This is a genomic window from Bradyrhizobium sp. R2.2-H, from assembly GCF_004346455.1.
Lineage (GTDB): Bacteria > Pseudomonadota > Alphaproteobacteria > Rhizobiales > Xanthobacteraceae > Bradyrhizobium > Bradyrhizobium diversitatis.
Genome location: NZ_SMBR01000001.1, coordinates 760,572 through 772,938, shown reverse-complemented (window position 1 = coordinate 772,938; position 12,367 = coordinate 760,572). Strand labels below are relative to the sequence as shown.

10 protein-coding genes are annotated in these 12,367 nt (G+C 64.6%); 5 read left to right on the top strand and 5 right to left on the bottom strand.

The features are described 5' to 3' along the window. Window position 1 precedes the first annotated feature (1 nt). The 3 genes from EDE08_RS03675 to EDE08_RS03665 form a co-directional block, all read right to left on the bottom strand. The gene (locus EDE08_RS03675) at window positions 2-748 is read right to left on the bottom strand and encodes a 2OG-Fe(II) oxygenase (RefSeq protein WP_131867243.1); all 747 of its coding nucleotides are present in this window, start codon (window positions 746-748) and stop codon (window positions 2-4) included. 104 nt (window positions 749-852) lie between these two features. Continuing rightward, window positions 853-1,539 (bottom strand): DUF2848 domain-containing protein, encoded by a 687-nt coding sequence (locus EDE08_RS03670; protein WP_131867241.1) that lies wholly within the window; start codon window positions 1,537-1,539, stop codon window positions 853-855. After that, the gene (locus EDE08_RS03665) at window positions 1,532-2,881 is read right to left on the bottom strand and encodes an amidase (RefSeq protein WP_131867239.1); all 1,350 of its coding nucleotides are present in this window, start codon (window positions 2,879-2,881) and stop codon (window positions 1,532-1,534) included. The genes EDE08_RS03670 and EDE08_RS03665 overlap by 8 nt, the downstream gene beginning before the upstream one ends. 176 nt (window positions 2,882-3,057) lie before the next feature. Between EDE08_RS03665 and EDE08_RS03660 the strand changes: the two genes are divergently transcribed. The 4 genes from EDE08_RS03660 (at window position 3,058) to EDE08_RS03645 (ending at window position 6,923) form a co-directional block, all read left to right on the top strand. Further along, complete coding sequence (locus EDE08_RS03660) at window positions 3,058-3,471, top strand: Zn-ribbon domain-containing OB-fold protein (RefSeq protein ID WP_061020211.1); 414 nt, start codon at window positions 3,058-3,060, stop codon at window positions 3,469-3,471. A 3-nt stretch (window positions 3,472-3,474) separates the two neighbouring features. Further along, window positions 3,475-4,614 carry a thiolase C-terminal domain-containing protein gene (locus tag EDE08_RS03655; protein ID WP_131867237.1) on the top strand — a complete coding sequence of 380 codons (1,140 nt, stop codon included), beginning with the start codon at window positions 3,475-3,477 and terminating at the stop codon, window positions 4,612-4,614. A gap of 166 nt (window positions 4,615-4,780) precedes the next feature. Next, entirely contained in the window at window positions 4,781-5,695 is a 915-nt protein-coding gene (locus tag EDE08_RS03650; RefSeq protein ID WP_131867235.1) for an SDR family NAD(P)-dependent oxidoreductase, read from the top strand. A 115-nt stretch (window positions 5,696-5,810) separates the two neighbouring features. Beyond that, window positions 5,811-6,923 carry an SMP-30/gluconolactonase/LRE family protein gene (locus EDE08_RS03645; protein ID WP_131867233.1) on the top strand — a complete coding sequence of 371 codons (1,113 nt, stop codon included), beginning with the start codon at window positions 5,811-5,813 and terminating at the stop codon, window positions 6,921-6,923. A 133-nt stretch (window positions 6,924-7,056) separates the two neighbouring features. Here EDE08_RS03645 and ppc read toward each other — a convergent pair whose 3' ends face one another. After that, window positions 7,057-9,852 (bottom strand): phosphoenolpyruvate carboxylase, encoded by a 2,796-nt coding sequence (gene ppc / locus EDE08_RS03640; RefSeq protein WP_131867231.1) that lies wholly within the window; start codon window positions 9,850-9,852, stop codon window positions 7,057-7,059. A 797-nt stretch (window positions 9,853-10,649) separates the two neighbouring features. On the opposite strand from ppc, the gene EDE08_RS03635 reads away from it, so the two are divergent. Further along, window positions 10,650-11,111: a hypothetical protein gene (locus tag EDE08_RS03635; protein ID WP_131867229.1), complete on the top strand. Its 462-nt coding sequence runs from the start codon at window positions 10,650-10,652 to the stop codon at window positions 11,109-11,111. A 79-nt stretch (window positions 11,112-11,190) separates the two neighbouring features. Here EDE08_RS03635 and EDE08_RS03630 read toward each other — a convergent pair whose 3' ends face one another. Then, window positions 11,191-12,198: a SphA family protein gene (locus tag EDE08_RS03630; protein WP_245524693.1), complete on the bottom strand. Its 1,008-nt coding sequence runs from the start codon at window positions 12,196-12,198 to the stop codon at window positions 11,191-11,193. Between the last annotated feature and the right edge of the window lie 169 nt (window positions 12,199-12,367).

Below are 12,367 nucleotides of genomic sequence, written 5' to 3'. Positions count from 1 at the left end.
CTCATTTGGCATCATGAAAGATCACGCCCAGGGTGTGGCGTTGGCCGGACCTGATCCGGCTGACGCCATGGCGTAGATTAACGCGGTAGGTGCCGCGTGTCCCCTGCACCGGGCGGTGATGCACAGCGAAGGCGACCGCATCGCCTTGCGCCAGCGGCACGACCTCGGCGCGGGACTGCATGCGCGGGCGCTGCTCGGTCAGCACGAACTCGCCGCCGGTGAAATCGCGGCCCGGCTCGGAGAGCAGGATCGCGACCTGGAGCGGGAACACGTGCTCGCCATAGAGGTCCTGGTGCAGGCAATTGTAGTCGCCGTCCCCGTATTGCAGCAGCAGCGGTGTCGGCCGCGCCTGTCCGGCCTCATGGCATCGCTTCAGAAAGGCCGCATGGCTTTCGGGATAGCGGATGTCGATCCCCATCGCCTCGTTCCAGCGATTGGCGACGCCTTGCAGATGGGCGTAGAGCACCGGGCGCAATTGTGCGATCAGGTCGGGCAGCGGATAGGAGAAGTACTTGTACTCGCCGCGGCCAAAGCCGTGGCGGCCCATGACGATCCGGCTGCGGAAGTGCGCGTCATCGGGATAGAGCGCGGCGATGTCGCGGCATTGATCGGGCGTGAGCAGGTTCTTCAGGACGGCGCCGCCCTGGGAGTCGAGCTCGGCGGTGATTTGCGACCAGTCGAGAGCTTCGATGTGGGTGGCGATATCCACGGGCGAGTTGGCGGGCGACTTGCGTGCTGTTGCTGTCATGGCCATGACTCTCGCAAAACCCATCCGTCCGCCGCCACCCGATTTCCGACTCTCTCCCCGTCATTGCGATGACGGGGAGAGAGTCGCGTCGCAACGCAGGGGACCTAACCCCGCACCGGCAGCGTCACCACGTCGTAGCCGTGCTTGATCGTGCGCTTCAGCACGGGGTCCTCCAGCTCGAAGTCGAAGTGGTCGGCGGGGCGGATGCCGCCCTTGGCGGCGAAGGTGCCGCCGAACATGGCGCAGCCGTCGGGGAACTTGCCGCCATCAAAGCCGCGCGCGATGAGGTCGGCGACCGGCAGCATCGCATCCAGCGTCCCCTCCTGGTAGAGCACGCGCTCGCCCTTGATGGTGGCGTAGGAGCGCAGGATCATCTTGTCCCAGTGCTCGATGACGTCTTCGAGCTCCCACAGGGTGGAGGCAATGGGCTTGTCGCACATCTGCTTGGACACCGTGACGTTGTACGCCTCGACCTTGCGGTCGGTGTGGTCGGAGCCGCAGCCGACGAAGATGCGGCCCTGCCAGCCGATCAGCACGAACTCGACCTCGCCACTGGAATCGCCGCCGGTGCATTCGATGCGGACTTCCTGGGTCAGTCGCCGCGCCGAGGCGCGATAGTAGATCGGCGTCGAGGCCGGGCGTGCGATGCCGACCGCCTCGAGCTCGGCGATGTGCTTGTCGCGGGCGACGGGATCGCGGCCGGTCCAGCCGGCGATGACCATCTGGTCGATCGCCAGCGTCAGCGGCGTGGTGGTGTCCTGGGCATCGACGGTGAAGGTCAGGTCAAACACGAATTGCGGTCTCCATGCCGGCAGCAAGCTCGAAAATGCGACGGTCTGATCCGCCCGCCCCCGCCAGCATCAGGCCGACCGGGACGTCGCCCTGGCGATGCGCAGGGATCGAGATGGCGCAGCCATCGATCATGTTGATCAGGGTGCAGTTGCGCAGCGCGCGCAGGTTTTCGGTGGTGAAGGCCTTGTCGTCGGCGAGATCGGCGATCTTCGGCGGCGTGTTGGCGGTGGTCGGCAGCACCAGCGCATCATAGGACGCAATGCGCGCATTGACGCGGGCGATCAGCGAGCGGCGCTCGTTGAGAAGATCGATGTAATCGGCCGCGCTCTGTGACTCGCCGCGCATGATGCGCACGGCGACCCTGGGATCATAGACATCGCCCTTCGACGTGATGAGATAGCGATGCCAGGCATAGCTTTCAGAGGCCGCAAAACCGCCTTTGGCGTTCATCGGGCCGACATCGTGGAATTCCGCCATCTCGATGCGCTCGATGGTGGCGCCGTGATCGGCAAGCGTCTTCAACGCGCGCTCGAATGTTTGGGCCACTTCTGCGTCGAGGTCGTCGAGCGCGATCGTGGTGGGCACCGCGAGCCGCATGCCCTGGATCGGCCGCGGCTTCAATGCGACGATCGGCTCGTTCGCGAGCACGGCGTCGAGTATGGCACAGCAGCTGACCGATCGTGCCAGCGGGCCGATGCTGTCGAGCGAAAACGAGAGCGGCACGGAGCCGTCGAGCGGCACGCGGCGCTGCGTCGGCTTGTAGCCGACGATGCCGTTGAAGGCCGCGGGAATCCGGCAGGAGCCGCCGGTGTCGGTGCCGAGCGCGCCATGCGCCATGCCATCCAGCACTGAAACGGCCGCACCCGAGGAGGAGCCACCGGGCACATGGCCCTCGCTCCGGTTCCAGGCGCCCTTCGGGGTGCCGTAATGCGGATTGATGCCGATGCCGGAATAGGCGAACTCGGTCATGTTGGTGCGGCCGATCACGACGAAGCCGGCCCCGCGCAGCCGCGCCACCGTTGCGGCATCCTGCTCGGCCGGCGGGGAATCGTCGAGCGCGCGCGAGCCGGCGCGCGTCACCTGGCCCTTGATGTCGAAGAGATCCTTGATCGAGATCGGAATGCCGGCAAAGCGCGACGGCGCCGCCTTGGCCTTGCGCAAGCCGTCCATGGCGTTGGCCGCCGCCAGCGCGGCGTCCTTGTCGACATGGATGAAGGCGCGCTGGCCCTCGCCGGCGGGATCGGCGATCCTGGCCATGCAGGCTTCGACCAGCTTGCGGGCGGTCGTGCGGCCGCTTTCGAGGTCTTCGGCGAGCTTCGCCAGTGTCGGAAAATCGGGCATGTCTGTCTCACGGAATATTGGTGCGCGCAATCTATAGCGCTGGCTCAGTTCGACACAAGCATTGTGCGCATGATGGCATGCATGCGTATTGCTGGACCGTTGACGCACCATAGTCGATTGTCGCATCAAGATCGAAACAGCCAGGCGGGAAGCCTGTCTTTTGGGAGGAGCCCCCAATGGCCGAACCGCAGCGCGCGCGACCGAAACCGACGCCGGAGACCCAGCATTTCTGGGACGGCACGAAGGCGGGCGAATTGCGGCTGCAGCGCTGCGACGCCTGCGCGCATGTCTACTTCCCGCCGCGCCCGTTCTGCCCCTCCTGCGCCTCGCGCAAGGTCTCGGTCTTCAAGGCGAGCGGCAAGGGCTTTCTCTACAGCTACGTGATCAACCATCGCCCCGCCGCGCCGGGCTTCACACCGCCTTACGCCATCGCCGTGGTCGAGCTCGACGAGGGCCCGCGGATGATGAGCAACATCATCGACTGCCCGCAGACGCCGGAGGCACTCGAGCTCGACATGAAGCTCGAGGTCGCCTTCCAGGAGCTCGACGACAAGATCACCCTCCCCGTCTTCCGTCCGGCGAAAGGGTAAGCCATGCGCAAGAACCAGGTTGCCGTCGTCGGCGCGGCCGAGACCACCGAGCTCGGAATCATCCCCAACGCCTCGCAGCTCCAGCTCCATGCGGACGCCGCACTCAACGCCATCGCGGACGCCGGGCTGAAGCTGTCCGACATCGACGGCTTCGCCACGGCGGTCGAGACGCCGCAGCAGGTCTGCCACTATCTCGGCATCAAGCCGACCTGGGTGGACGGCACCTCGGTGGGCGGCTGCTCGTTCATGCTCCACGTCCGCCATGCCGCAGCGGCGATCGAGGCGGGCCTGTGCAAGACCGTGCTGATCACCCACGCCGAGAGCGGCAAGTCGATGATCGGCAAGCTGCCGCGCTCGACGCCGGCGGACAGCCTCAACGGCCAGTTCGAGGCGCCCTATGGCGTCTATGGGCCGCCCAGCATGTTCCCCATTCCCGTGCTGCGCTTCATGAAGACCTGGGGCATCACCCACGAGCAGCTCGCCTCGGTTGCGGTGGTGCAGCGCGAATGGGCGGCGAAGAATCCGCGCGCGATGATGAAGGACCCGATCACGGTCGCTGACGTCCTCAACTCGCGCATGATCGCCTATCCGTTCCGCCTGCTCCAGTGCTGCCTCGTCACCGACGGCGGCGGCGCGCTGATCCTGACCTCGGCGGACCGCGCCCGGGACTTTCCGCGCAAGCCGGTCTACATCATGGGCACCGGCGAGAGCGTGGAGACGCCGATGGTCAGCCAGATGGAGACGTTCAACTCCTCGCGCGCGTTCAAGACCGCGGGCCCTCTCGCCTTCAAGGAAGCCGGCATCGCGCATGAGGACGTCGACCATCTCATGATCTACGATGCGTTTGCGCATCTGCCGCTGTTCGGGCTCGGCGATCTCGGCTTCATGCCGTACGAAGAAACCGGCCAGTTCATCGCGGACGGCAACACGCGGCCCGGGGCCAAGTTGCCGCTCAACACCAATGGTGGCGGATTGAGCTACATGCATTCGGGCATGTACGGCATGTACGCGCTGCAGGAGAGCGTGCGCCAGATGCGCGGCATCGCGCCGGCGCAAGTGCCGAACGCGAAGATTTCGGTGTGCCACGGCGTCGGCGGCATGTTCGCCGCAAGCGGCACGATCGTGTTTACGAACGAGAGGTAATAGCTGTCATTCCGGGGCGGCGCGAAGCGACGAACTATGGTGCGCAATTGCGCACCTGAGAATCCATCGTGCAGCAAGCGAGGCGGAGAAATGGATTCCGGGCTCGCGCCAAGAGGCGCGCCCCGGAATGACAGCGGAATTTGGAAGGGATAGCGGAGAAACCCACATGACGAAATCACTGCAGGACAAGGTCATCATCGTCACCGGCGCAGGCCGCGGCATCGGGCGCGAGATCGCGCTGCTGTGCGCGGCAGAGGGCGCCAAGGTCGTCGTCAACGATCCCGGCAGCGCCGCGGACGGCGCCGGCGCGAACGCTGCTCCGGCCGAGGAAGTGGTCGAGGAGATCAAGAAGCGTGGCGGCACGGCCGTCGCCAACTTCGAGTCGGTCGCGGAAGCGATCCCGGCGAGCAAGATCGTGAAGACCGCGACCGATCATTTCGGCCGGCTCGACGGCGTCGTCAACAATGCCGGCATCCTGCGCGACATGATCTTCCACAAGATGAGCGTGGAGGCGTTCGAGGCCGTCATCAAGGTGCATCTGATGGGCTCGTTCTACGTCAGCCACGCCGCCGCTCGCGTCTTCCGCGAGCAGGAGTCGGGCTCCTTCGTGCACTTCACCTCGACCTCGGGCCTGATCGGCAATTTTGGCCAGGCCAACTACGCCGCCGCAAAGCTCGGCATCGTCGGGCTCTCCAAGTCCATCGCGCTCGACATGGGCCGCTTCAACGTGCGCTCCAACTGCGTCTCGCCGTTCGCCTGGACCCGCATGATCGGGACCATCCCGACCGAGACCGAGGCCGAGAAGGCGCGCGTCGAGAAGATCAAGCAGATGGGACCGGAGAAGATCGCCCCGCTCTGCGGCTATCTGCTCGGCGATTCCGCCAAGGACGTCACCGGCCAGATCTTCGGCGTGCGCATGAACGAGATCTTCCTGTTCAGCCAGAACCGGCCGATCCGCTCGGTGCAGCGGAGCGAAGGCTGGACGCCGCAATCGATCGCGGAACATGGCATGCCGGCGCTGAAGGGTTCATTCTACAAGCTCGACCGCTCGGCCGACATCTTCACCTGGGATCCGGTCTAGCTGCATTTCCGGCATCCCTGCCCTGCGATCTCTGGTTGTCTCGCCGAGAGATCGCCCCGGTTTACGCCCGAATGCGGGCGAATGGTGTCCTCCCAACAAACTTTGGGAGGAAACCATGACAAGAATACTGACCAATACCGACGACACCACTGCGACCGGCGGCCTTGGACGCCGCACTTTCCTCAAAGGCACCGCGGCTCTCGCGGCGTCCACCATCCTTGCCTCACAGGCCAATGCCCGCGACTTCGGCGCCAATGCCGAACCGCAGCGCTATCCCGACCCCGACATCGTCGTGATCGATCCCAAACGCTTCAAGGCCAAGGTCGGCAACACCGCGATCAAGCGGCTCTACACCGGCTGCCTCTGGGCGGAAGGGCCGGCGTGGAATGCGCAGGGGCAATATCTGGTCTGGAGCGACATCCCCGCCAACCGGCAGCTTCGCTATCTCGACGATGACGGCCATATCTCCGAGCAGTTCCACAAGCCGTCGAACGAATCCAACGGCAACTCGTTCGACACCGAGGGCCGCCAGCTCAGCGCCGAACGCACCCGCCTCGTCCGTTACGAGCACGACGGCTCGGTCACGACCCTGGCCGAGCAGGCGGGTGGCAAGCCGCTCAACGGCCCCAACGACATGGTGGTCCATCCCAACGACAAGGCGATCTGGTTCACCGATCCCGGCTATGGCGCGATCAGCATCTACGAAGGCAAGCTCGCCAAGACGGGCTCGCTCCAGCCCCACCAGAAGGAAGCGGTCTATCGTCTCGACACCCAGACTGGCCAAGTCGCGAAGGTCGCCGACGAACCGTTCAAGCCGAACGGCATCGCCTTCAGCCACGACTACAGGAAGCTCTATGTCTGCGACACCGGCATCACGCATTACCCGCAAGCGGAGAACGTGGTGTGGTCCTATGACGTCGACGGCCCGAAGCTGTCGAACCCGAAGAAGCTGATCGACATGAAGCTCGACGGCAAGTCAGGCTTTCCGGACGGCCTTCGCGTCGACACCGAGGGCAATATCTGGGTCGGCGCCGGCTGGGTCGGCCCCGGCTATGACGGCGTGCAGGTGTTCGCACCGAACGACGGCGCGCGGATCGGGCAGATCCTGCTGCCCGAGACCTGCGCCAATGTCTGCTTCGGCGGCAAGAAGCGCAACCGCCTGTTCATGACCGCGAGCCAGTCGCTCTATGCGGTCTATGTGGAAACGCAGGGCGCGCATTTCTGTTGAGGGGCACTGCATCACCACGCGTCATGGCCGGGCTTGTCCCGGCCATCCACGCCTTGACGCGCGGCACGAAGAACGTGGATGCCCGGGACAAGCCCGGGCATGACGGCTGAGGATTTGGCGACAGCGTCGTCCCCTACCCCGTATTCCTCAACCCCGCCGAAATGCCGTTGATCGTCAGCTGAATTCCGCGCAGCACCTGCTCGTCCGGCTTCTGCGCGCGGTGCTCTTTCAAGAGTTCGACCTGCACGTGGTTGAGCGGGTCGAGATAAGGGAAGCGGTGGCGTACGGAGCGCTCCAGCAGCGGGTTGCCCTGGAGCAGCCGGTCCTGGCCCATGATGTCGAGCAGCGTCTCGATGCAGGAATGCCATTCGCGGCGGATACGGCCGAAGATCTTCTCGCGCAAGGCTTCGTCGGGCACGAGCTCGGCATAGCGCGAGGCGATCGCGATCGAGCTTTTCGCCAGCACCATGTCCATGTTCGACAGCAGCATGCGGAAGAACGGCCATTCCTGGTAGAGCTCTTTCAGGAACGGCATGCCCTTGTCGGGATGCTCGGCGATCCACTGCTCGACTGCGCTGCCGAAGCCGTACCAGCCCGGCAGCATCAGGCGGCATTGCGCCCAGGAGAACACCCAGGGGATGGCGCGAAGGTCTTCGATGGCGCGTGTTTTCTTGCGCGAGGCAGGACGGCTGCCGATGTTGAGCGTCGCGATCTCGTTGATGACGGTGGACGCCCAGAAATAATCGACGAAGCCGTCGGTCTCGTAGACCAGGCCGCGATAGGCCTTGAAGGCGAGATTGGAAAGCTCGTCCATCGCGACCAGATATTCGCGCCGCGGCGCGCTCTGGCGCGGATGCAGGAGACTTGCTTCCAGCGTCGCCGCGGCGAGGATCTCCAGGTTGTTGCGGCCGACCTCGGCGTTGGAATATTTCGACGAGATGATCTCGCCCTGCTCGGTGATGCGGATCTGGCCGTTCACGGCGCCGCCGGGCTGCGCGATGATGGCGTCATAGCTCGGACCGCCGCCGCGGCCGACCGAGCCGCCGCGGCCGTGGAACAGGCGCAGCCGCACGTGGTGGCGCTCGAACACCTCGACGAGGCCGATCTCGGCCTTGTAGAGCTCCCAGCCCGAGGTGACGAAGCCGCCGTCCTTGTTCGAGTCGGAATAGCCGAGCATGACTTCCTGCACGCTGCCGCGGCTGTCGACCAGCCGGCGATAGTCGTGCAGCGACAGCATGCGATCCATGATGCCGGATGAGGACTGCAGATCCTCGATGGTCTCGAACAGCGGGACGATGTTGATGGCGCTGCGGCCGGAAGGATGGACGAGGCCGACCTCCTTGAGCAGCACGGCCACTTCCAGCATGTCCGACATGCCCTTGCACATCGAGATGATGCATTGGGGGATGGCGTCCGAGCCGAACTTCGCATGCGCTTCCGCGGCGGCATGGAAGACATTGAGCTCCCCCATGGTCTCGTCGCTGTATTTGACGAAGGGCGAGACCAGCGCGCGCGTCGAGCGCAATTCGTTGGTGAGCAGCGAGATGCGGGCATCCTCGCCGAGCGCGAGATAGGACATGCCGGGATTGGCGGCGTCCATCAGCTCGGCGATGGTGCGTTCGTGCACGGCCGAGTTCTGGCGGATGTCGAGCCGGGCGAGATGGAAGCCGAAGCAGTCCACCGCGCGGCGCAGCAGCCGCAGCCGGCCGCGGGCGATGACGCGGGCGTTGTTGGAAATCAGCGAGCGGTGCAGCACGTCGAGATCGGCCTGCAGCTCCTTGACGCTGGCGTAAGGCGCCGCTTTGCCGACCGGCCGGCGTGTGATCTCGACCTCCAGCATTTCGGCCGTTGCAGCGAGCCGGGCATAGATGCCGGACACCGCGAGACGATAAGGCTCGCCGCTTCGGTGCGGCGAGGTGTCCGGCGAGCGCTCCGCCAGGTTGCGCAGTTCCTCGGAGACGTCGGCAAGATGAGCCGCGATCGACAGCTCGGCGCCGAGCACGTGCAGCTCGTTCAGATAGAACTGCATCACCCGGCTCGACTGCAGCCGCAGCGTGCCGCGCATGACGTCGGCCGTGACGAAAGGGTTGCCGTCACGGTCGCCGCCGATCCAGCTGCCCATGCGCAGGAACGAGGCGAGCTCGCCGGCAGCCTGTGCGCCGTCCTCCTCCAGCCGGTCTTCGAGCGCGTTTACGAGCCGCGGCACCTCGCGGAGGAAGGTGTAGTCGTAGAAGGACAGGCCGTTGGCGACCTCGTCGAGCACGGTCAGCTTGGTCCGGCGCAAGAGATTGGTCTGCCACAGCGTCAGCACCTCGCGGCGAAGCTGCTCGTCGCTGGCGGCCGCCTCCTCCGCGGTCAACGCGACCCGCTCGCGGCGGTCGAGCAGGCCAGCGACCTCCATCTCGCGGTCCATGGTGCTCTTGCGGCGGACTTCGGTCGGATGAGCGGTCAGCACCGGGCTGACCAATGCGGTCTTGAAGAAGTTACGGAGCTGATCGGGACCAATGCCCGCCGCCTTGGCATGCGCCAGCGTGTCCGCCAGCACGCCGGAGCCGCTGCTTCTGGCAGCGCGCGCGCGCATCTGGCGGATGTTGTTCTGGTCCTCGGCGATGTTGGCAAGGTGCGAGAAATAGCTGAAGGCACGGACGATCCGCACCGTCTCGGAGGTCGACATGCTGTCGAGGATCTGCTCGAGCTCGCGGCGAGCGAGCCGGTCCTCGTCGCGGTGGAACCGGATCGAGGTCTGCCGGATGCGCTCGACCAGGTCGAACACGTCGGCGCCCTCCTGGTCGCGCACGGTGTCGCCGAGGATGCGCCCGAGCAGGCGGATGTCGTCCCGCATGCGCGCGTCGGCCTCCAGCGCCTGGACGTCTTCAGGGCGGTTGGCGCGGGGTTCAGTGCTGTCGGATGGTACGGTCTGGAGGGACATGGCTCGCTCCTTGGTTCGAGCTCGCTTGGATGCCCGGCAACGGCGAGTGTGCGATATTTTTCTGCCGCAGTGCAAGATGAACTTGGTGGCGGCGCGGCGGGGCTGGGGTCTTGATCGCGTGTCCCGGACAAGCAGCAACGCCGCAAGCGCTGCTGCGCCGTGCCGGGACCCATATGCCACGGAGCACATTGCCGCAACATGGGTCCCGGCTCTGCAGCGCGTCACGCCGCGAAGACGCGGCGCGCTGCGCTGCGTCCGGGGCACGAGAGATTGCTGCAATCTCACCAATGGACATAGTCTCGCGGTCTCGCGGCCGGTTTCGCCCGAGCTTTGCTGTCCGTTTCGCCCTCATCGATAAGAAGGGGGCGCAGGGAAGGCCGGACGCCGGCCGGCACCCAGGGTCCGCCCGCGAAAAACGCACGCGGGGTGACCACAGGAATCGGCAAATTCGATCAACCGGAATGTTTGCACCCATGGCTCTTGACCTCGATTCTCTTGACCTCGATGCGGCGTGTTTTGCCTCCGGGCACCGCGAGCGATTGAGGAGCTCAGCACGTAGGATGGGCTGAACCCTTGCGAAACCCGTCCCGTTGCGTCATCGGCGGAGCTTGATGGGCTTCGCTTACGCTCTACCCATCCTACGAGCTAGTGAGCGGCGGCATTTTCGGCACGTGCAGGAGCATCACCGACGTTAACCCTGTCGCGCAAATGATTCGTCGTGAGGCGGCAGCCGCCGACAAGTTGCCTTATTGCAGCGGAGAATTTTCAGCGGCACTAACCTTGGTTAGAGGCGCATTATGCTGAGAATGGCGTTGTTGGGCCTCCTTATCCTGTTGAGCGTAGGAATGCTCTCGGCAATGGAGCTGAGAACTCCACCGCGTCGCGCGATCGTCCAGCCGCTTGCCGAGCAAAACGCAGCCATCCCGGCTGCACATGACGCATTGGCGAAGGCCGATCGCCTTGACGTCGTCGCTGTGAGCAGCGAGATGCCGACACAGGCTGCTTTGGTCGAACCGCCCGTTGCTGCGCCGGAAGACATCCATCTCGGTTCGCGCGAGCCGGAAACGATTACCCGTCATCGGCACCATTCGAAGAAGATCGCGACCGCTGAACGTCCCAAGCCAAAACCGAAGGCAGCCGCTATCAAGCGAACTGCCAATGTCCAGCGTTCAAAGGCCGCCGACAATACCGAGCCTTGTCGGCTCAAGGCGTTTGGTGGCTTGCTCAAGGCATTGAATCTGACCAGTTGCGAAATCTGAGGACGGTTCTGGCCCCTTGACCTGCATATGCCGTGCTTTGCCCGACCGGGGAACGCGAGGGATTGTGTGCGACCACGGCCTATTTCGTCACCATCCGTCGGGTCGGCGCCACGGTGCCGGCAGGAGCCATCGGCGAGATCGAGAACGTCAACCACGCATTCCATCCTGCCGGCCGGTTCTCCGCCGCGAATTCGCCATATGCTTTCAGGTTGAGATAACCTTGCATGTCGTCAACCGGAAACAGGTATCCGACCTGCGGACCTACCCCAACGACCCGTGACCGGAAACCACCGAGGATCGGGTGTTGTCCAAAGTCGTCGGTGATCTGCTGATAGCCGTACCCCACCAGTCCGACAAAAAGCTGTTTGGAGAGAAACTGGGAGGCGCCCCAGTCAAAGTGGAAGTCGATGCCATTCTGATATTGTGTGTCGTGGTTCTTGAAATTGTAGGTAAGTCCCGCGACAGCCGAAAACTCGTGGCCGGTCTGCGGATTGAAGTAGGTGTAGCCCCCGCCGCCGTCGATAGCAGCATGGCCGATACCGAGATTGGCAAGCCGGATTGGCGAATAGGCGCCGACCGGAATGTCCCCGGTCACATAGGTCATGAAATTGTGGACCCCGGCGTTCCACTTCAATGTCGCCTGCGGATAGAGGTCGCCGACCGATGTGATGGAGTCGGCGATGGTGCCGTTGCGCGTTATCACCAGCGGTCCGAGTGCCGTGGTCAGCATCCCGCTCAGGTCGGCGCTCGACCGCCCGAACAGGCCGGTTACGCCAATGGCCAATTGTCCTCCGAGCACCGGCGTTGCGAAGGTGTAGGTGGGGTTGAGCAGAACGAGATCGCCCTGCGCATTGAGATGCAGATTGAGGCTGCTGTTCACCGTCGCGGGAAACCTGCCGATCTGGATTTCCTTCGCCGCAGCTGTGGCCCCGGATGCGGATACGGTCGTGTGATAATACACCGCCGCCATCGACCAGCCCGGCACCGCCGGGGCCGCCGCGAGGCTGCCGAACCGGCCGGGAAGCCAGTACGAAACCCCACCCTCATCGGCATATGCCGCTTCGGGCACGCAGCCGAGCAGCACCATGGCTGCGCCGAGACTCGAGCGGATGAACCAAACCCGAGATTCTTGCTTGGATCGCGTCATTCTCTGCCCCCGACACGAATGGTATCTGAACCCAAAATGGCCGTCGCTGAACTGCAACGGGTGGTCACGGTCCGCGCCAAAAGTATGCGTCATACGATCGGACCGGACC

What these genes read in the sequence shown, in the direction of transcription:
- EDE08_RS03675 (WP_131867243.1), bottom strand. Translation starts at nt 748, where the DNA reads ATGACAGCAACAGCACGCAAGTCGCCCGCCAACTCGCCCGTGGATATC.
- EDE08_RS03665 (WP_131867239.1), bottom strand. Translation starts at nt 2,881, where the DNA reads ATGCCCGATTTTCCGACACTGGCGAAGCTCGCCGAAGACCTCGAAAGC.
- EDE08_RS03660 (WP_061020211.1), top strand. Translation starts at nt 3,058, where the DNA reads ATGGCCGAACCGCAGCGCGCGCGACCGAAACCGACGCCGGAGACCCAG.
- EDE08_RS03655 (WP_131867237.1), top strand. Translation starts at nt 3,475, where the DNA reads ATGCGCAAGAACCAGGTTGCCGTCGTCGGCGCGGCCGAGACCACCGAG.
- EDE08_RS03650 (WP_131867235.1), top strand. Translation starts at nt 4,781, where the DNA reads ATGACGAAATCACTGCAGGACAAGGTCATCATCGTCACCGGCGCAGGC.
- EDE08_RS03645 (WP_131867233.1), top strand. Translation starts at nt 5,811, where the DNA reads ATGACAAGAATACTGACCAATACCGACGACACCACTGCGACCGGCGGC.
- ppc (WP_131867231.1), bottom strand. Translation starts at nt 9,852, where the DNA reads ATGTCCCTCCAGACCGTACCATCCGACAGCACTGAACCCCGCGCCAAC.
- EDE08_RS03635 (WP_131867229.1), top strand. Translation starts at nt 10,650, where the DNA reads ATGCTGAGAATGGCGTTGTTGGGCCTCCTTATCCTGTTGAGCGTAGGA.
- EDE08_RS03630 (WP_245524693.1), bottom strand. Translation starts at nt 12,198, where the DNA reads ATGGTGCTGCTCGGCTGCGTGCCCGAAGCGGCATATGCCGATGAGGGT.